The 18,598-nt window shown below is 72.8% G+C and carries 18 protein-coding genes; 16 read left to right on the top strand and 2 right to left on the bottom strand.

Features of this window, described 5'->3' with window-relative positions; all coding sequences use genetic code 11:
- Nucleotides 1–26: 26 nt before the first annotated feature.
- Complete coding sequence (locus tag ACRAKJ_RS31805; protein WP_438921367.1) at nucleotides 27–428, bottom strand: hypothetical protein; 402 nt, start codon at nucleotides 426–428, stop codon at nucleotides 27–29.
- A gap of 77 nt (nucleotides 429–505) precedes the next feature.
- Here ACRAKJ_RS31805 and ACRAKJ_RS31800 point away from each other — a divergent pair, with 77 nt between their 5' ends.
- From ACRAKJ_RS31800 to nusB, 3 genes are all read left to right on the top strand, one after another.
- On the top strand, nucleotides 506–1,597 hold the full coding sequence (locus ACRAKJ_RS31800) for a M24 family metallopeptidase (RefSeq protein WP_438921368.1): 1,092 nt from the start codon (nucleotides 506–508) through the stop codon (nucleotides 1,595–1,597).
- A gap of 61 nt (nucleotides 1,598–1,658) precedes the next feature.
- The gene (gene efp, locus ACRAKJ_RS31795; RefSeq protein ID WP_438921369.1) at nucleotides 1,659–2,222 is read left to right on the top strand and encodes an elongation factor P; all 564 of its coding nucleotides are present in this window, start codon (nucleotides 1,659–1,661) and stop codon (nucleotides 2,220–2,222) included.
- 1 nt (nucleotide 2,223) lies between these two features.
- Nucleotides 2,224–2,643 carry a transcription antitermination factor NusB gene (nusB, locus tag ACRAKJ_RS31790; RefSeq protein ID WP_438921370.1) on the top strand — a complete coding sequence of 140 codons (420 nt, stop codon included), beginning with the start codon at nucleotides 2,224–2,226 and terminating at the stop codon, nucleotides 2,641–2,643.
- 100 nt (nucleotides 2,644–2,743) lie between these two features.
- On the opposite strand, the gene bldD is transcribed toward nusB, so the two are convergent.
- Entirely contained in the window at nucleotides 2,744–3,232 is a 489-nt protein-coding gene (bldD, locus tag ACRAKJ_RS31785) for a transcriptional regulator BldD (protein ID WP_015103676.1), read from the bottom strand.
- A 258-nt stretch (nucleotides 3,233–3,490) separates the two neighbouring features.
- Between bldD and pyrR the strand changes: the two genes are divergently transcribed.
- The 13 genes from pyrR to ACRAKJ_RS31720 all read left to right on the top strand — a co-directional run bounded on the left by pyrR (nucleotide 3,491) and on the right by ACRAKJ_RS31720 (nucleotide 18,583).
- A complete protein-coding gene (gene pyrR / locus ACRAKJ_RS31780; RefSeq protein ID WP_316032739.1) occupies nucleotides 3,491–4,063 on the top strand; it encodes a bifunctional pyr operon transcriptional regulator/uracil phosphoribosyltransferase PyrR in 573 nt (190 codons plus the stop codon).
- Nucleotides 4,060–4,992, top strand: coding sequence for an aspartate carbamoyltransferase catalytic subunit (locus ACRAKJ_RS31775; RefSeq protein WP_438921371.1), 933 nt, complete (start codon nucleotides 4,060–4,062; stop codon nucleotides 4,990–4,992). The genes pyrR and ACRAKJ_RS31775 overlap by 4 nt, the downstream gene beginning before the upstream one ends.
- A complete protein-coding gene (locus ACRAKJ_RS31770) occupies nucleotides 4,989–6,269 on the top strand; it encodes a dihydroorotase (protein WP_438921372.1) in 1,281 nt (426 codons plus the stop codon). Before ACRAKJ_RS31775 ends, ACRAKJ_RS31770 begins: the two co-directional genes overlap by 4 nt.
- A complete protein-coding gene (locus ACRAKJ_RS31765) occupies nucleotides 6,266–6,751 on the top strand; it encodes a PH-like domain-containing protein (protein WP_438921373.1) in 486 nt (161 codons plus the stop codon). Before ACRAKJ_RS31770 ends, ACRAKJ_RS31765 begins: the two co-directional genes overlap by 4 nt.
- A complete protein-coding gene (carA, locus tag ACRAKJ_RS31760; RefSeq protein WP_438921374.1) occupies nucleotides 6,748–7,887 on the top strand; it encodes a glutamine-hydrolyzing carbamoyl-phosphate synthase small subunit in 1,140 nt (379 codons plus the stop codon). Before ACRAKJ_RS31765 ends, carA begins: the two co-directional genes overlap by 4 nt.
- Before the next feature lies 1 nt (nucleotide 7,888).
- Nucleotides 7,889–11,188: a carbamoyl-phosphate synthase large subunit gene (carB, locus tag ACRAKJ_RS31755; protein WP_438921375.1), complete on the top strand. Its 3,300-nt coding sequence runs from the start codon at nucleotides 7,889–7,891 to the stop codon at nucleotides 11,186–11,188.
- Nucleotides 11,185–12,003, top strand: coding sequence for an orotidine-5'-phosphate decarboxylase (gene pyrF, locus ACRAKJ_RS31750; protein ID WP_438921376.1), 819 nt, complete (start codon nucleotides 11,185–11,187; stop codon nucleotides 12,001–12,003). Before carB ends, pyrF begins: the two co-directional genes overlap by 4 nt.
- Before the next feature lie 300 nt (nucleotides 12,004–12,303).
- Nucleotides 12,304–12,621: an integration host factor, actinobacterial type gene (gene mihF / locus ACRAKJ_RS31745; RefSeq protein ID WP_033427832.1), complete on the top strand. Its 318-nt coding sequence runs from the start codon at nucleotides 12,304–12,306 to the stop codon at nucleotides 12,619–12,621.
- Nucleotides 12,618–13,217 (top strand): guanylate kinase, encoded by a 600-nt coding sequence (gene gmk, locus ACRAKJ_RS31740; protein ID WP_438921377.1) that lies wholly within the window; start codon nucleotides 12,618–12,620, stop codon nucleotides 13,215–13,217. The genes mihF and gmk overlap by 4 nt, the downstream gene beginning before the upstream one ends.
- Nucleotides 13,218–13,312: 95 nt before the next feature.
- Entirely contained in the window at nucleotides 13,313–13,591 is a 279-nt protein-coding gene (gene rpoZ / locus ACRAKJ_RS31735) for a DNA-directed RNA polymerase subunit omega (protein ID WP_015103666.1), read from the top strand.
- Nucleotides 13,592–13,623: 32 nt separating this feature from the next.
- On the top strand, nucleotides 13,624–14,826 hold the full coding sequence (gene coaBC / locus ACRAKJ_RS31730; protein ID WP_438921378.1) for a bifunctional phosphopantothenoylcysteine decarboxylase/phosphopantothenate--cysteine ligase CoaBC: 1,203 nt from the start codon (nucleotides 13,624–13,626) through the stop codon (nucleotides 14,824–14,826).
- Between the two features lie 76 nt (nucleotides 14,827–14,902).
- Entirely contained in the window at nucleotides 14,903–16,105 is a 1,203-nt protein-coding gene (gene metK / locus ACRAKJ_RS31725; protein WP_438921379.1) for a methionine adenosyltransferase, read from the top strand.
- 489 nt (nucleotides 16,106–16,594) lie between these two features.
- On the top strand, nucleotides 16,595–18,583 hold the full coding sequence (locus tag ACRAKJ_RS31720) for a primosomal protein N' family DNA-binding protein (protein ID WP_438921380.1): 1,989 nt from the start codon (nucleotides 16,595–16,597) through the stop codon (nucleotides 18,581–18,583).
- Nucleotides 18,584–18,598: the final 15 nt, after the last annotated feature.

Raw genomic sequence — 18,598 nt, 5'->3', positions numbered from 1 at the left:
CCTCCGCCGGCGGAGGGGTCCCGCGGTCAAGAGGCTTCGCGGGGCTGCGGCAGCGCGCCGCCGAGGGCCGCGCCGACCGCCGCGACCGCCATCACCAGCAGCGCGGTGAACGCCGCGCCCCCGGTCAGCGCCGGCCCGAGCGCTTCCAGCCCCGTCCGGTCCACCCACGACCGGCCCACCACGCCGACCAGCCCCGCCAGCGGCCCGGCGACCAGCCCGGCGAAGAACCACGCCATGCCCCGCCCCTCCAGCCCGCGCCACGCGTCGAGCGCGGCCCACAGCAGACCGGCCGCGACGAGCAGGCCGAGCGCGATGTACCGCACCGAGGGCGCCGCGCCGGGGCTGTGCACGGCGATCGCCGAGGTGCCGACCTGCACCCCGCCGTGGAACAACCCCGTCCAGGACCCCCGGGTCAGCCACACGCGCATGGGCCCAGCGTAGGCCGACCCGTTCGGCCCATCGAGCGGTCCGGTGGAGCGCCGCCGGTGGCCCTAGGCTGCGGGTCGTGCCCCACACCACCCGCCGGGCCGCGCTGCGCGCCGCGCTCCGGGAGCGCGAGCTGGACGCGCTGCTGGTGACCAGCCTGCCCAACGTCCGCTACCTGACCGGCTTCACCGGGTCGAACGCCGCGCTGCTGGTGCGCGCCGACCCCGACGAGGACGCGGTGTTCTGCACCGACGGCCGCTACCGCACCCAGGCCGCGGCGCAGGTCCCGGACCTGGAGCGGGTCGTCGACCGGTCCTGCGGCACGGCCCTGCTCACGCGGGTCCGGGGCGCGGACCGGATCGGGTTCGAGAGCCACCGCGTCACCGTCGACGACCTCGACGCGCTGACCGACGCCCTGGCCGGCGCGGCGGGCGACGCCCGGCTGGTGCGGGCGTCCGGCCTGGTCGAGGAGCTGCGGCTGGTCAAGGACGACACCGAGGTCGAGGCGCTGCGGATGGCGTGCGCCGCCGCCGACCGGGCGCTGGCCGGGCTGGTCGAGCACGGCGGCCTGCGGCCCGGCCGCACCGAGCGGGAGATCGCGCGCGAGCTGGAGGGCCGCATGCTCGACCACGGCGCGGCCGGTCCCTCGTTCGAGTCGATCGTGGCGGCGGGAGCGAACTCGGCCGTGCCGCACCACCGGCCGACCGACGCCCCGGTCAGGGCGGGCGACCTGGTCAAGCTCGACTTCGGCGCGCTCGTCGACGGCTACCACTCCGACATGACGCGCACCCTCGTCGTCGGCCGGGCCGCGGACTGGCAGCGGGAGCTGTACGAGCTGGTGGCGGCCTCGCAGGCGGCCGGCCGGGCGGCGCTGGCGGTCGGCGCGCGGCCGGCCGACGTGGACGCGGCGGCGCGCGGCGTGGTCGAGCGCGCGGGGTACGGCGAGCAGTTCCCGCACGGCCTCGGCCACGGCGTCGGCCTGGAGATCCACGAGGCTCCAGCGCTGTCGAAGGCGGGTGACGGTACACTTCTGCCCGGTATGGCGGTCACCGTCGAGCCCGGTGTGTACCTGGCCGGGAGGGGTGGTGTCCGCATCGAGGACACGCTCGTGGTGCGCGCAGGCGCCCCGGAGCTCCTCACCCTGACCACGAAAGAGCTCGTGGTCGTCTGATGTCGGATCGCCGGTCCCGCCGGCGCTCGCCCTCACCTACGCAACAGGAGAGCCCACCACCGTGGCCACCACCAACGACCTGAAGAACGGCCTGGTGCTGAACCTCGACGGCCAGCTCTGGACCGTCACCGCGTTCCAGCACGTCAAGCCGGGCAAGGGTGGCGCCTTCGTGCGCACCACGCTGAAGCACGTCCTCACCGGCAAGGTCGTGGACAAGACCTTCAACGCGGGCACCAAGGTCGACACGGCGACCGTGGACAAGCGCGGCATGACCTACCTGTACAAGGACGGCACCGACTTCGTCTTCATGGACGGCGACACGTTCGACCAGATGAGCGTCCCGGCCGAGACGGTCGGCGACGCCGCGAACTACATGCTGGAGAACCAGGAGGCCGTCGTCGCCGTGCACGAGGGCGTCGCGCTCTACGTCGAGCTGCCCACCTCGGTCGAGCTGGTCATCCAGCACACCGACCCGGGCCTCCAGGGCGACCGCTCCACCGGCGGCACCAAGCCCGCCACGCTGGAGACGGGCGCGGAGATCCAGGTCCCGCTGTTCGTCACCACCGGCGAGAAGATCAAGGTCGACACGCGCGACGGCCGGTACCTGGGCCGCGTGAACGGCTGATATGGGCGCACGCAGCAAGGCGCGGAAACGCGCCGTCGACGTCCTCTTCGAGGCGGACCTGCGGGGCATCGACGCGGTGACCCTGGTCTCCGAGCGCGTCGGCTCGACCGACGTCCCCCCGGTGAACGACTACACGGTCAGCCTCGTGGAGGGCGTCACCGCGCACCGCGCGCGGATCGACGACCTGATCTCCGAGCACGCCGAGGGCTGGACCCTCCAGCGGATGCCCGCGGTCGACCGCGCGGTGCTGCGGCTGGGCCTCTACGAGCTGCTGTGGGCGGCCGACGTCCCCGACGCGGTGGCGATCGACGAGGCGGTGGAGCTGGCCAAGGGCCTGTCCACGGACGACTCGCCGCGGTTCGTCAACGGCGTGCTGGGCCGGATCGCGGTCATCGCCGACCAGCTCCGCGCGGTCCTCTAGCGCGGCTCCCCGGCACCGCCCCCGGCGGGCACCGCCGGCACCCGGACACGGGAGAACGGCCCGACCGCTCCGAACAGGGTCGGGCCGTTCTCGCGCGCCTTCAGTCCTCCTTGGCCGGGCGGGCCTCGGGAGGCAGCACGCCCCAGTCGATGAGCTGCTCGGTCAGCTCGCCCGGCGTCATGTCGTAGATGATGGCGAGGGACCGCAGGTCCTCGGTCCGGATCGACAGCACCTTGCCGTTGTAGTCACCGCGCTGGCTCTGGATGGTGGCCGCGTACCGCGCGAGCGGCCCGACCTTCTCCGCCGGCAGCTGTTGCAGCCGTTCCAGGTTGATGACGATCTTCGTGGCGGGCTCCGCCCCGGACGGCACCCGCCCCTCGGGCAGCAGTTCGGCCACCGGCACCCCGTAGAAGTCGGCCAGTTCGGCCAGCTTCTGCACGGTGACGGCGCGGTCGCCGCGCTCGTACGAGCCGACGACCACGGCCTTCCAGCGACCGCCGGACTTCTGCTCGACGCCGTGCAAAGACAAGCCCTGCTGCTGGCGGATCGCGCGGAGCTTTGCCCCCAGCGCCTTGGCGTAGTCGCCCATGTGGCGGTTCTCCGTTCATTCGCCCCGTCAGCCGGTAGGGGACTGCCGCGGGGAGGCTTAGATCAATACGCAGAGTAATGATTGCTCTCCGTGGTCACCAGGTCAAGCTGATCTCGTCGGTCCAGGTGGGGGAGACCACGCGGACCACCCGGAAGATTGACCGCCCGAGCCTGATACGGTGCTGGTCAGCCCGGTCGCAGCCGGGTGTCCGACGTCCTTTAAGGACCCGTCCAGCGAGGCGGGGAAGGAGGTCCAACCGTGGCGCCACGTCAACGTGGCGCGACGGACCCGGCCGGGGAGCGCGAGCTTCTCTCGGCCGGCGACGTCGCGCGCACCGTCGCCCGAATGGCCCATCAGATCATCGAGAAGACCGCTCTCGATGCACCCAGCGCACCCGAAGTAGTCCTGATGGGGATTCCGAGTCGGGGTGCCCCCCTGGCCCGCAGGCTTGCGGTGCGGATCGCCGAGTTCAGCGGTATCGAGGTGCCGACCGGGACCCTGGACGTGACCCTCTACCGGGACGACCTGCGCCGCGGCCCCACCCGGCCGCTGGAGGCGACGAAGCTGCCCGAGGGCGGTGTCGACGACCGCCTCGTGGTCCTCGTCGACGACGTGCTGTTCTCCGGCCGCACGATCCGCGCCGCGCTCGACGCCCTGCGCGACCACGGCCGCCCGCGCGCCGTCCAGCTGGCCGTCCTGGTCGACCGGGGCCACCGCGAGCTGCCCATCCGCGCGGACTACGTGGGCAAGAACGTGCCCACCGCGCGCACCGAGGAGGTCCACGTGCTGCTGGAGGAGTTCGACCAGCGCGACGGGGTGGTGCTGAGGTGAAGCACCTGCTCACCACCGAGGGCATCGACCCGGCCCAGGCGACCGCGATCCTGGACACGGCGGCGAACCTCAAGCAGTCCCTCGAAGGCCGTGAGGTGCGCAAACTCCCCACGTTGCGCGGACGCACGGTCATCACGATGTTCTACGAGAACTCGACCCGCACCCGCGTGAGCTTCGAGATCGCGGGCAAGTGGATGAGCGCGGACGTGGTGAACGTCTCGTCGTCCGGGTCGAGCGTGTCCAAGGGCGAGTCCCTGCGCGACACGGCGCTCACCCTGGCCGCCGCCGGCGCGGACTGCGTCGTCGTGCGGCACCCGGCCTCGGGCGCGGCGCACCGCCTGGCGGGCTGGCTGCGCGAGGCGGGCACGTCCGTGGTCAACGCCGGCGACGGCATGCACGAGCACCCCACCCAGGCCCTGCTCGACGCCGCCACGCTGCGGGAACGCCTCGGCGACCTGCGCGACAAGCGGGTGGCGATCGTGGGTGACGTGCTGCACAGCCGGGTCGCCCGGTCCAACGTGCACCTGCTCACCGCGCTGGGCGCGGAGGTGACGCTGGTCGCACCGCCGACGCTGCTGCCCACCGGCGTGCGGAACTGGCCGGTGCACGTGTCGCACGAGCTGGACGCCGAGCTGCCCGGCCAGGACGCCGTCATGCTGCTGCGCGTCCAGGCCGAGCGGATGCACGGCGGGTTCTTCCCGTCGGCCCGCGAGTACTCGATCGCCTACGGCCTGAACGACAACCGGCTCAAGCTGCTGCCCGAGCACGCCGTGGTGCTGCACCCCGGTCCGATGCTGCGCGGCATGGAGATCGCCTCGTCGGTCGCCGACTCGCCGCGCGCCGCCATCACCGACCAGGTGCGCAACGGCGTCCACGTGCGCATGGCCGTCCTCTACCACCTGCTTGCCCACGAGGAGGAGACCCCGTGAGTCCCTTGATCATCAGGGGAGTACGACCGTACGGCGAGGGCGACCCGGTCGACGTGCTGGTCCGCGACGGCGTCATCGCCGCGATCGGCGAGGTCACCGAGGAGGGCGATGAGCTGGACGGCGCGGGCGCGGTCCTGCTGCCCGGCTTCGTCGACCTGCACACCCACCTGCGCGAACCCGGCCGCGAGGACACCGAGACCATCGCCAGCGGCTCGGCCGCGGCGGCCCTCGGCGGCTACACGGCGGTGTTCGCCATGGCCAACACGAACCCGGTCGCCGACAACGCCGTGGTCGTCGAGCACGTCGCCCGCCGCGGCCGCGAGGTCGGCCTGGTCGACGTGCACCCGGTCGGCGCGGTCACCGTGGGCCTGGCCGGCGAGAAGCTCGCCGAGCTGGGCACGATGGCCAAGGCCGGCGTGCGGGTGTTCTCCGACGACGGCCACTGCGTGCACGACCCGCTGCTCATGCGCCGCGCCCTGGAGTACAGCAAGGCGCTGGACGTGGTCGTCGCGCAGCACGCCGAGGAGCCCCGGCTCACCGTCGGCGCGCAGGCCCACGAGGGGGAGCGGGCGTCCCGCCTGGGCCTGCAGGGCTGGCCCGCCGCCGCCGAGGAGGCGGTCGTGGCCCGCGACTGCCTGCTCGCGAAGCAGGTCGGCGCCCGGCTGCACGTGTGCCACGTGTCCACCGCGGGCACCGCGGACGTGCTGGCCTGGGCCAAGGCCCGCGGCACGGAGGTGTCCGCCGAGGTCACCCCGCACCACCTGCTGCTCACCGACGAGCGCCTGGCCACCTACGACCCGGTGAACAAGGTCAACCCGCCGCTGCGCACGAGCGACGACGCGGAGGCCCTGCGCCGGGCGCTGGCCGACGGCGTCATCGACTGCGTGGCCACCGACCACGCGCCGCACGCCGTCCAGGACAAGGACTGCGAGTGGTCCGCCGCCCGACCCGGCATGCTCGGCCTCCAGACCGCGCTGTCGGTCGTGGTGGAGACCATGGTGAACACCGGCCTGCTGGACTGGCGCGGTGTGGCGCGGGTGATGAGCGAACGGCCCGCCGCCATCGCGGGCCTGCCCGACCAGGGTCGCCCGATCGAGGTGGGCGAGCCCGCGAACCTGACCCTCGTCGACCCGGGCGCCACGTGGGTGGTGCGCGGTGCGGAGTTCGCCAGCGTCGCCGCGAACACCCCCTTCGAGGGCATGGAGCTGCCCGGCCGGGTCGTCGCGACCGTGCTGCGCGGGCGCGTGACCGCGACCGGCGGGAGGGTCCCCGCATGAGCCGCGTGCTGCTGTCCCTGGCCGTGCTGGCGATCTTCCTGCTCTGCCTCTACGGCATGTGGCGCGGCTGGCAGGGCCGCAAGCGCAGGCAGGAGGGCGTGCTGGCGGAGTTCCCGCAGCCGCCCGCCGACCCCGGCGCCACCGTGCTGGAGACGACCGGCGTGTACGTCGGCACGACGATCGGCGACGACTGGCAGGACCGGGTCGTCGTCGGCGACGTCGGCCACCGCGCCGACGCGACGCTGAAGCTCACCGACCGGGGCGTGCTGGTGGACCGCGAGGGCGCGAGCCCGCTGTGGATCCCCTCGGCCCGGGTCGAGGGCGCCCGGACCGCACGCGGTCTGGCGGGCAAGGTGATGACGGCGGACGGCCTCCTGGTCGTGCGCTGGAAGCTCGGGGACCAGGTGTTCGACACCGGGTTCCGGGGCGACGACAAGGACGTGTACGAGCAGTGGGTGCAGGCGCTGGGAGGCAAGCGATGACGAACGCGGCACTGGTGCTGGAAGACGGCCGCGTGTTCCGCGGCGAGGGCTACGGCGCCACCGGCGCCAGCCTCGGCGAGGTGGTGTTCTCCACCGGCATGACCGGGTACCAGGAGACCCTGACGGACCCCTCCTACCACCGTCAGATCGTGGTGCAGACCGCACCGCAGATCGGCAACACCGGCTGGAACGACGAGGACGACGAGTCCGGCCGCATCTGGGTCGCCGGGTACGTGGTGCGCGATCCGGCGCGCGTGCCGTCGAACTGGCGTTCGCGCCGGGGCCTGGACGAGGAGCTGGCCCGGCAGGGGATCGTCGGCATCGCCGGCATCGACACCCGGATGCTCACCCGCCACCTGCGCGAGCGGGGCGCGATGCGCGCCGGCGTGTTCTCCGGCGACGAGCTGGGCACCGACGCGGAGATGCTGGAGCGCGTCCGCACCGCGCCCGGCATGAAGGGCGCGGACCTCGCGGGCGACGTGACCACGCCCGAGACCTACGTCGTGGAGGCCGTCGGCGAGCGCCGGTTCACCGTGGCCGCCCTCGACCTGGGCATCAAGTCCAACACGCCGCGGATGATGGCCGCCCGCGGCATCGAGGTGCACGTCCTGCCCCTGACCTCCACCATCGACGACATCGCCGCGCTGGCCCCGGACGGGGTGTTCCTGTCCAACGGTCCCGGCGACCCGGCCACCCAGGCGCACGCCGTCGAGCTGACCCGCGCCGTGCTGGAGCGCCGTACGCCGCTGTTCGGCATCTGCTTCGGCAACCAGATCCTCGGCCGCGCCCTGGGCCGCGAGACCTACAAGATGCGCTACGGGCACCGCGGCCTCAACATCCCCGTCATCGACGTGGCGACCGGCAAGGTGGCCATCACGTCCCAGAACCACGGGTTCGCGCTGGAGGGCGAGCCGGGGGAGGAGTTCTCCTCCGACTTCGGCCGCGTCCAGCTCAGCCACTTCTGCCCGAACGACGGCACCGTGGAGGGCGTGCGCGCGCTCGACGTGCCCGCGTTCAGCGTGCAGTACCACCCGGAGGCGGCGGCCGGCCCCCACGACGCCGCCCCGCTGTTCGACGAGTTCTGCAACCTCATGGCCGGCAACGCCGGTGGACAGACGACGAGCGAGGGCCGCTGACATGCCGAAGAGGACTGATCTCAAGCACGTTCTGGTCATCGGCTCCGGCCCGATCGTCATCGGGCAGGCCTGCGAGTTCGACTACTCCGGCACCCAGGCGTGCCGCGTGCTGCGCGAGGAGGGCCTGCGGGTCTCCCTGGTGAACTCCAACCCGGCGACGATCATGACCGACCCGGAGTTCGCCGACGCCACCTACGTCGAGCCCATCACCCCGGAGTTCGTCGAGAAGGTCATCGCCGCCGAGCGGCCCGACGCCATCCTCGCCACCCTGGGCGGCCAGACCGCCCTGAACACCGCCATCGCCCTGCACGAGCGGGGCGTGCTGGAGAAGTTCGACGTCGAGCTGATCGGCGCGGACATCGACGCCATCCAGCGCGGCGAGGACCGGCAGGTCTTCAAGGACCTGGTGCGCCGGATCGGCGCCGAGGTGCCGCGCAGCGCCGTCTGCAGGAGCATGGAGGAGGTCCGCGAGACCGTCGCCGACCTGGGCCTGCCGGTCGTCATCCGGCCCTCGTTCACCATGGGCGGCCTCGGCTCGGGCATGGCGCACACCCCCGAGGAGCTGGAGCGGCTCGCCGCCGGCGGTCTCGCCGAGTCCCCGGTCACCGAGGTGCTGATCGAGGAGAGCGTGCTCGGCTGGAAGGAGTACGAGCTGGAGCTGATGCGCGACCGCAACGACAACGTGGTCGTCGTCTGCTCCATCGAGAACATCGACCCGATGGGCGTGCACACCGGCGACTCGGTGACCGTGGCCCCGGCGATGACGCTCACCGACCGCGAGTACCAGCACATGCGCGACGTCGGCATCGCGGTCATCCGCGAGGTCGGCGTGGACACCGGCGGCTGCAACATCCAGTTCGCGATCAACCCCGAGAACGGCCGCATGGTCGTCATCGAGATGAACCCGCGCGTGTCCCGCTCGTCCGCGCTGGCGTCGAAGGCCACCGGCTTCCCGATCGCCAAGATCGCCGCGAAGCTCGCCATCGGCTACACGCTCGACGAGATCCGCAACGACATCACCGGCGAGACGCCCGCGTCCTTCGAACCGACGCTGGACTACGTCGTGGTGAAGGTGCCGCGGTTCGCGTTCGAGAAGTTCCCCGGCGCCGACCGCACCCTCACCACGACCATGAAGTCCGTCGGCGAGGCCATGTCGATCGGCCGCAGCTTCATCGAGGCCCTCGGCAAGGCGTTGCGGTCCATGGAGACCAAGGCCGCCGGCTTCTGGACCACGCCCGACCCGGACGAGACGCTGGAGTCCACCCTGGACGCCCTGCGCGCGGGCCACGACGGGCGCCTCTACACCGTCGACCGCGCCCTGCGGCTCGGCGCCACCGTCGAGCAGGTGCACGCGGCGTCGGGCATCGACCCGTGGTTCGTCGAGCAGATGGCGTGGCTGGTGGAGCTGCGCCGCGAGATCGAGACCGCGCCCGTGCTCGACCAGCACCTGCTGCGCAAGGCCAAGCGCGCCGGCCTGTCCGACCGCCAGCTGGCCGCCCTGCGCGACGAGCTGGCCGGCGAGGACGGCGTGCGGGCGCTGCGCCACCGGCTCGGCGTGCGCCCGGTCTACAAGACCGTCGACACCTGCGCCGCCGAGTTCGCCGCGAAGACCCCGTACCACTACTCGGCCTACGAGCTGGACCCCGACGCCGAGACCGAGGTCACCGCGCAGCCCGACAAGCCCAAGGTGCTCATCCTGGGCTCCGGCCCGAACCGCATCGGCCAGGGCATCGAGTTCGACTACTCGTGCGTGCACGCGGCCATGGCGCTGCGCGCCGCCGGGTACGAGACCGTGATGGTCAACTGCAACCCGGAGACCGTCTCCACCGACTACGACACCTCGGACCGGCTCTACTTCGAGCCGCTGACCTTCGAGGACGTGCTGGAGGTCGTGCACTCCGAGCAGCGGTCCGGCACCGTCGCGGGCGTCATCGTGCAGCTCGGCGGCCAGACGCCGCTGGGCCTCGCGCAGCGCCTCGCGGACGCGGGCGTGCCCATCGTGGGCACCCCGCCGCACGCCATCCACCTCGCCGAGGACCGCGGCGCGTTCGGCCAGGTGCTGACCGACGCGGGCCTGCCCGCCCCGAAGTACGGCACGGCCACCTCGTTCGCCCAGGCCAAGGCCATCGCCGACGAGATCGGCTACCCGGTGCTGGTGCGGCCGTCGTACGTGCTCGGCGGCCGCGGCATGGAGATCGTCTACGACGAGGAGTCGCTGCACGGCTACATCGACCGCGCGACCGAGGTCAGCCCGGAGCACCCGGTGCTGGTCGACCGGTTCCTCGACGACGCCATCGAGATCGACGTGGACGCCCTCTTCGACGGCGAGGAGGTGTTCATCGGCGGTGTGATGGAGCACATCGAGGAGGCCGGCGTGCACTCCGGCGACTCGGCGTGCACGCTGCCCCCGATCACCCTCGGGGACACCGACATCGACAACGTGCGCCGCTCCACCCTCGCCATCGCGCGGGGCATCGGCGTGCGCGGCCTGCTCAACGTCCAGTACGCCCTCAAGGACGACGTGCTCTACGTCCTGGAGGCCAACCCGCGCGCCTCGCGCACCGTGCCGTTCGTGTCGAAGGCGACCGCGGTGCCGCTGGCCAAGGCCGCCGCCCGGATCATGCTCGGGACCACCGTCGCGGAGCTGCGCGCCGAGGGCCTGCTGCCGGCCACCGGCGACGGCGCCAAGCTGCCCCCGCACGCCCCGGTCGCGGTCAAGGAGGCCGTCCTGCCGTTCCACCGGTTCCGCACGCCGGAGGGCAAGGGCGTGGACTCGCTGCTCGGCCCGGAGATGAAGTCGACCGGCGAGGTCATGGGCATCGACGTGTCGTTCGGCATGGCGTTCGCCAAGTCCCAGACCGCCTCCTACGGCTCCCTGCCCACCTCGGGCCGGGTGTTCGTGTCGGTCGCCAACCGGGACAAGCGGGCCATGATCTTCCCCGTGAAGAGGCTCTCCGACCTGGGCTTCGAGGTGCTGGCGACGTCGGGCACGGCCGAGGTGCTCCGGCGCAACGGCATCCCGTGCACGGTCGTCCGCAAGCACTTCGAGGGCGCCGGGAACGTGGTGGAGGCGATCCTCGACGGCACCGTCGACCTGGTCATCAACACCCCGTACGGCAACGCCGGGCCGCGCGTGGACGGCTACGAGATCCGCACCGCGGCGGTGGCCAAGGACATCCCGTGCGTGACGACCATCCAGGGCGCGGCGGCGGCCGTGCACGGCATCGAGGCCGCGATCCGCGGTGACATCGGCGTGCGGCCCCTCCAGGCCCTCCAGGCGGCCCTGCGGGGTGGCGAGTGAGGTTCGGGGCGCGGCTGGGGGCGGCGGTCGCGGAGCACGGGCCGCTGTGCGTCGGCATCGACCCGCACCCCGGCCTGCTGGAGTCCTGGGGGCTGCCCCGGGACGCCTCCGGGCTGGAGCGGTTCGCGCTGACGTGCGTGGAGGCGTTCGCGGGCCGCGTGGCGCTCGTCAAGCCGCAGTCGGCCTTCTTCGAGGCGCACGGTTCACGCGGCGTCGCCGTCCTGGAAAGGGTCATTTCGGACCTCCGGGACAGCGGCACGCTCGTGCTGGTCGACGCGAAGCGCGGTGACATCGGTTCGACGATGGCCGCCTACGCCGCCGCCTACCTCACCGAGGGCTCGCCGCTGGCCGGCGACGCCGTCACCGTGTCGCCGTACCTCGGGTTCGGGTCGCTCGACCCGGCCCTCGACACGGCCGTCGCGAACGGGCGCGGAATATTCGCGCTCGCGTTGACTTCCAATCCGGAAGGGCCCTCCGTGCAGCGCGCGATGGGCCCCGACGGGCGCTCCGTCGCGCAGGCCGTCGTGGACGCGGCGGCCCGCGCGAACGCCGGCGCCGACCCGCTCGGCGATGTCGGCCTGGTGATCGGCGCGACCGTGGGCGATCACCGCCTGGACCTCTCTGACCTGCACGGATACGTTCTCGCGCCGGGCTTCGGGGCGCAGGGGGCGACCGTGGCGGACCTGCGTTCGGTGTTCGGCCCGGAGCTGTCCGGAGTGCTCCCGACGTCCTCCCGGGACGTGCTCGGGCACGGTCCCGGGACCGCAACTCTGCGGTCTGCGGTGGACGCCGTGAAGCGGTCTCTGGAGATGTGATCACGATCAAATCGCGACGCGGTTCACGTGGTCCGCTCACCAGCGCAAACGGTGCCTGGTACGGTCCTGCCCACCGGCAGGTCGGACCACCACCGAGCGCATACCACACAGGTCGTGCGCAAGGCGTTACCGGTGGCGGTGGTTGACCTGTTGGGGGGTGTTGGTACTACTACCACCCGCCGCTCCGCACTGGCGCTGAAGGATTCACCTGACTGGGACCCACGTTGTACCCAGGCAATTGCGCTCGGTACGGTCGCGGCACCGATCCAGAATTGAAATTCCCACACCACGGAGGAAATCGTGGCCCTTCCCCAGCTTACCGAGGAGCAGCGGGCCGCAGCGCTGGAGAAGGCTGCTGCCGCTCGTCGCGCTCGCGCTGAGCTCAAGGAGCGCCTCAAGCGTGGCGGCACGACCCTGACGGACGTGCTGAAGGCCGCCGAGAGCGACGAGGTCCTTGGCAAGATGAAGGTGTCCGCGCTGCTCGAGGCGCTTCCGGGCGTCGGCAAGGTGCGTGCGCAGCAGATCATGGAGCGCCTTGAGATCGCTCCGTCCCGTCGGTTGCGCGGCCTGGGTGAGCGGCAGCGCAAGGCGCTGCTCACCGAGTTCAGCGGCGAGTGAGTGATGGCACCGGGGCGGGGTCGGGCGCACGCGCCCGGCCCCGCCTCACCGTCCTCTCCGGGCCCTCCGGCGTCGGCAAGTCCAGCGTGCTGGCCGAGCTGCGCCGCATGGGGCCCGACATCCACTTCAGCGTCTCGGTGACCACCCGGAAGCCGAGGCCGGGCGAGGTCGACGGGGTCCACTACCACTTCGTGGACCTGCCCGAGTTCCGCAAGATGGTCGGGAACGGCGAGCTCCTGGAGCACGCCGAGTTCGCCGGCAACTGCTACGGCACCCCCCGCACCCCCGTCGAGCGCGCGCTGGCGTCCGGCAAGCCGTCCCTGCTGGAGATCGAGCTGCAGGGCGCGCGCCAGGTCAGGGCCGCCATGCCGGAGGCCCAGCTGGTCATGCTGGCCCCGCCCTCCTGGGAGGACCTGGTGGGCCGGCTGACCGGCCGCGGCACCGAGGACCCCGCCGTGGTGGCCCGCCGGCTGGAGATCGCCAAGGAAGAACTGGCGGCCGAACCGGAGTTCGACGAGGTCGTGGTGAACGCCGACGTGCGGTCGGCCGCCACGAGCTTGCTAAACTTGGTGGTCGGCCCGGTGCCCGGCGCGTGAGCGACCGCGCGTCGAGCGGCACGGGACGACCCAGGAGGGATGCCTCCCCCCGACACGCACCACCTGAGACACACCAACCGCAGGAGCGTTGACGAGTGACCACGCACACCGAGCTGGGCCCGCTGTCGGGTTCCCCGGAGGGCATCACCAACCCGCCGATCGACGACCTGCTCGAGCAGGTCAGCTCGAAGTACGCGCTGGTGATCTACGCGGCCAAGCGGGCGCGGCAGATCAACGACTACTACGCCCAGCTCGGCGAGGGCCTGCTGGAGTACGTCGGCCCGCTGGTCGAGCCGGGCCCGCGCGAGAAGCCGCTGTCCATCGCGCTCCGGGAGATCCACGCGGGCCTCCTCGAGCACACCGAAGGCGAGTGACCGGGAACGCAGGTGCCCCCGACCGACCCAGGGTGATCCTCGGGGTGGGCGGGGGCATCGCCGCGTACAAGGCGTGCGAGGTGCTGCGCCGGCTCACCGAGTCCGGCCACTCCGTGCGCGTCGTGCCCACCGACGGGGCGCTGAAGTTCGTCGGGGCCGCCACGTTCGAGGCGCTCTCCGGGCAGCCCGTGCAGGCGGGCGTGTTCGAGGACGTGCCCTCCGTGCCGCACGTGAAGCTGGGGCAGACCGCCGACCTGGTCGTCGTCGCCCCCGCCACGGCCAACCTCCTCGCCAAGGCCGCCCACGGCCTCGCCGACGACCTGCTCACCAACACGCTGCTCACCGCGCGCTGCCCCGTGCTGCTGGTCCCCGCCATGCACACCGAGATGTGGGAGCACCCGGCCACGCGGGCCAACGTGGCGCTGCTGCGCTCGCGCGGCGTCGTCGTCGCCGAACCCGCCAGCGGCCGGCTCACCGGCAAGGACACCGGCAAGGGCCGGCTGCCCGAACCCGCCGAGATCGTCGACCTGGCCCGGTTGCTGCTGGCGCGCCCCGACGCGCTGCCGCGCGACCTGGAGGGCCTGCACGTCGCCGTGTCCGCCGGCGGCACCCGCGAGGCGCTCGACCCCGTCCGCTACCTGGGCAACCGCTCGTCCGGCCGGCAGGGCTGGGCGCTCGCCCGCGTGGCCGCCCAGCGCGGCGCGCGCGTCACCCTCGTCGCCGCCCACACCGCCGACCTCGTCACGCCCGCCGGCGTCGACCTGGTCCGCGTCGGCTCCGCCGCCGAGCTGCGCTCGGCGATGCACACCGCCGCCGAGACCGCCGACGTGCTCGTGATGGCCGCGGCCGTGGCCGACTTCCGGCCCGTCGCCCTCGCCGAGCACAAGATCAAGAAGTCCGACCGGGACCCCGACCCCGTGGCGCTCACCCGCAACCCCGACATCCTCGCCGAACTCGTCGCCGCCCGCCGCCCCGGCCAGGTCGTCGTCGGGTTCGCCGCCGAGACCGGCGACGCCACGACGGGCGTCCTGGAGTACGGGCGGGCGAAGCTGAAGCGGAAGGGCTGCGACTGGCTCGTGGTCAACGCCGTCGGCGACGGCCGGGCGTTCGAGGTCGAGGACAACGCCGGGTGGCTGCTGTCCGCCGGCGGCGCCGAGACCCCTATCCCGCACGGCTCCAAGGCGCAACTCGCGTCCGCTGTGTGGGATGTCATCGGGCGACCCGAAGAACTTTGAGCCGTCCTCCGACGAACGCTCAGTAAGCTTGACTAGCTTGGGGCCATACCCGAGATCCGTACAGTTAGGGAGTGCCGTGGGCCAGCACAGCAGCAGGCTGTTCACCAGTGAGTCGGTGACCGAGGGGCACCCCGACAAGATCAGCGACGCGATCAGCGACTCGATCCTGGACGCCCTGCTGTCGAAGGACCCCCGTTCGCGCGTGGCCGTGGAGACGCTGGTCACGACGGGTCAGGTGCACGTCGCGGGCGAGGTGACGACCGAGGCGTACGCGGACATCCCGTCGATCGTGCGGGAGAAGATCGTCGAGATCGGCTACGACTCGTCGGCGAAGGGCTTCGACGGTTACTCCTGCGGGGTGAACGTCGCGATCGGGTCCCAGTCCCCGGACATCGCCCAGGGTGTGGACACCGCCTACGAGGAGCGCCTCGGCGACGCCTCCGACGACATCGACAAGCAGGGCGCGGGCGACCAGGGCCTGATGTTCGGCTACGCGTGCACCGACACGCCCGAGCTGATGCCGCTGCCGATCGCGCTGGCGCACCGGCTGTCGCGGCGGCTGTCCGCGGTGCGCAAGGACGGCACCGTGCCGTACCTGCGACCGGACGGCAAGACGCAGGTGACGATCGAGTACGCGGGCGACCAGCCGGTGCGGTTGGACACGGTGGTGGTCTCCACCCAGCACGCGGACGGCATCGACCTGGAGAAGCTGCTCGGGGTGGACGTGCGCGAGCACGTGGTGGCCCCGGAGATCGCCTCGCTGGGCCTGGACACCTCGAACGTGCGGCTGCTGGTGAACCCGACGGGCCGGTTCGTCATCGGCGGTCCGATGGGCGACGCGGGCCTGACCGGCCGCAAGATCATCGTGGACACCTACGGCGGCATGGCGCGGCACGGCGGTGGCGCGTTCTCGGGCAAGGACCCGTCGAAGGTGGACCGCTCGGCGGCGTACGCGATGCGCTGGGTGGCGAAGAACGCGGTGGCGGCGGGCCTGGCGACGCGCATCGAGGTGCAGGTGGCGTACGCGATCGGCAAGGCGGCCCCGGTGGGCCTGTTCGTGGAGACCTTCGGCACCGAGACGGTCGACCCGCTCAAGATCCAGCAGGCGATCACCGAGGTCTTCGACCTGCGCCCGGCCGCGATCATCCGCGACCTGGACCTGCTGCGCCCGATCTACGCCCCGACCGCCGCCTACGGCCACTTCGGCCGCACCGACGTCGACCTCCCCTGGGAGAACACCGACCGCGCGGACGCCCTCCGCGCCGCCGCCGGCGCCTGACCACCCGCGAGTCCGACGCTCACGACCCGCGAGTCCAACGCTCACGACCCGCGAGTCATGCGCTCATGACCGGTGTGTCATGCGCTCGCGACCCACGAGTTCGACATCCGGCTCCACGCCTCCACGGCGCTGAAGCTGACGCAGGGGTCCCCTCCCGGGGGACCCCTGCTGTCATTTTCCTCCCAAGCACCGACAAATCCGGCCGCCCACCATCGCCTGGCACACCGCAGCACGGCGCCCTGCCGTCCCCGCCCGCGTCGTCACGAACGCCGCCTGCGCGAGGACGTCCACCCCTGTGATCACCCGATCGTGATCTTGCAGTAATCGAACACAGGTTCGATACTGGTTCCATGACCCTCACACCACAGCACCAAGCCCTCCGTCCCTCCGCCGGCTCCCCGCATCGCCGCCCCGACAGCGTGCGGGACGGGCCCGACGTGCCCACCCGGGTCGACAACCGCCACACCGGTCTCTGGTAGACCTCCACTCGTGGCGGCGGGTAAGGCGAGCGCAAGGCGCGGGGAGCGGGTCCCCGCCGCCTCGCTGCCGGTTGCCCGCGTGTCCGTCGACGTGCCGTTGGCGCACCTCGACCGGCCGTTCGATTACCAGGTGTCCACCGAGCAGGACGCGGACGCGGTGCCGGGCTGCCGGGTGCGCGTGCGGTTCGCCGGGCAGTTGGTCGACGGCTACCTGCTGGAACGGGTCGAATCCTCGGAGTACGGGCGCAAGCTCACGTTCCTTGACAAGATCATATCGCCTGAGCCGGTGCTCTCGCCCGAGGTGGCGGAGCTGGCGCGCGCCGTGGCCGACCGGTACGCGGGCTCGTTGATCGACGTGCTGCGGATGGCCGTCCCGCCCCGGCACGCCCGGGTCGAGGCGAGGCCGTCGGGTGAGCCCGCGCCCGTGCCCGAGGCCCCGCCGGACACGGGGTGGGCGCGGTACCCGTTCGGGTCGAACCTGCTCGACGCCCTGCGGTCCGGCCGTGCCGCGCGAGCGGTGTGGCAGGCGCTGCCCGCCGAGGACTGGCCCGCCCGGCTGGCCGAGGCGGCGGCGTCCGTGGCGAGCACGGGGAGGGGCGCGCTGGTCGTCGTGCCCGACCACCGCGACCTGGCGAGGCTGCACGCGGCGTGCGCGGCGCTGGTCGGCGAGGCCGGCGTGGTGGCGCTGTCCGCCGACCTCGGGCCGTCCGAGCGGTACAAGCGGTGGCTGGCCGTGCGGCGGGGCGTGGTGCGGATCGTGCTGGGCACGCGCGGGGCGTCGTTCGCGCCCGTGCACGACCTCGGTCTGGTCGCGGTGTGGGACGACGGCGACGACCTGCACGTCGAACCCAGGATGCCTTACCCGAACGTCCGGGACGTGCTGGTGCAGCGCTCCCACCTGACGGGGGCGTCGCTGCTGGTCGGCGGGTTCGCGCGGACCGCCGAGGCGCAGCTGCTGGTGGACAGCGGCTGGGCGCACGAGGTGGTGGCGGCCCGCGAGACGCTGCGTGCCGCGGCCCCGCGGGTGGCCGCGGTCGGCGACAACGACTGGCAGGAGGTGAAGGACCCGGCGGCGCGCTCGGCGCGGCTGCCGTCCATCGCCTTCGACGCGGCCCGGGCGGCCCTCGCGGCCGACACCCCGGTCCTGATCCAGGTCCCGCGGCGGGGGTACGTGCCGGCCCTGGCGTGCGGGCAGTGCCGGGCGCCGGCCCGCTGCCGCCGCTGCGCCGGCCCCCTGGCCCTCCCGGGCGGCACCCAGGACGGGGTGCCGAGGCCCGCTTACTGCCGCTGGTGCGGTGCCACCGAGGCCGCGTTCCGCTGCCCGGCCTGCGGCTCCCGACGCCTCCGGGGGCAGATCATCGGTGCCCGCCGCACGGCGGAGGAACTGGGCCGGGCGTTCAGCGGCGTCCCGGTCCGCACCTCGGGCGGGGACGAGGTGCTGTCCGCCATCCCCAGAGGGTCGTCCCTGGTCGTCTCGACCCCCGGCGCCGAACCGGTGGCCGAGGGCGGCTACGGCGCGGCCCTCCTCCTCGACGGCTGGGCGCTGCTCACCCGGGCCGACCTGAGGGCCTCCGAGGAGGCGCTGCGCCGCTGGATGACCGCCGCCGCCCTGGTCCACGAGGCGGGCAGGGTGGTCGTCATCGCCGACTCGTCCCTCGCGCCGGTCCAGGCCCTGGTCCGCTGGGACCCGGTCTGGCACGCCCGCCAGGAACTGGCGGCCCGGGTGGAACTGGGCTTCCCCCCGGCGGTCCGCATGGCCACCGTCGACGGCACCCCGGAAGCCCTGGCCGGCCTCCTCGGAGAACTCCGCCTCCCCGACTCGGGCGAGATCCTCGGCCCCGTCCCCCTGGCCGACGACCGGGAACGAGCCCTGGTCAGGGTCCCGAGGGCCGAAGGCCGAGCCCTGGCGGCCACCCTGAGCGAAATCCAGGCCATCCGCAGCGCCCGAAAAGAACCGGAAGCCGTCCGGGTGAAACTGGACCCCCTGGAAGTCCTCTGACCGGGCACGGCGCGG

The sequence above is a fragment of the Saccharothrix sp. DSM 118769 genome, from assembly GCF_052936295.1.
Note: the sequence above shows the minus strand (reverse complement) of the source record. Positions and strands in the feature narration are given on the sequence as shown.

Bases quoted from the DNA above. Each gene is read 5' to 3' on its own strand.
- ACRAKJ_RS31805 (WP_438921367.1), bottom strand. From the start codon at position 428: ATGCGCGTGTGGCTGACCCGGGGGTCCTGGACGGGGTTGTTCCACGGC.
- nusB (WP_438921370.1), top strand. From the start codon at position 2,224: ATGGGCGCACGCAGCAAGGCGCGGAAACGCGCCGTCGACGTCCTCTTC.
- bldD (WP_015103676.1), bottom strand. From the start codon at position 3,232: ATGGGCGACTACGCCAAGGCGCTGGGGGCAAAGCTCCGCGCGATCCGC.
- ACRAKJ_RS31765 (WP_438921373.1), top strand. From the start codon at position 6,266: ATGAGCCGCGTGCTGCTGTCCCTGGCCGTGCTGGCGATCTTCCTGCTC.
- carA (WP_438921374.1), top strand. From the start codon at position 6,748: ATGACGAACGCGGCACTGGTGCTGGAAGACGGCCGCGTGTTCCGCGGC.
- carB (WP_438921375.1), top strand. From the start codon at position 7,889: ATGCCGAAGAGGACTGATCTCAAGCACGTTCTGGTCATCGGCTCCGGC.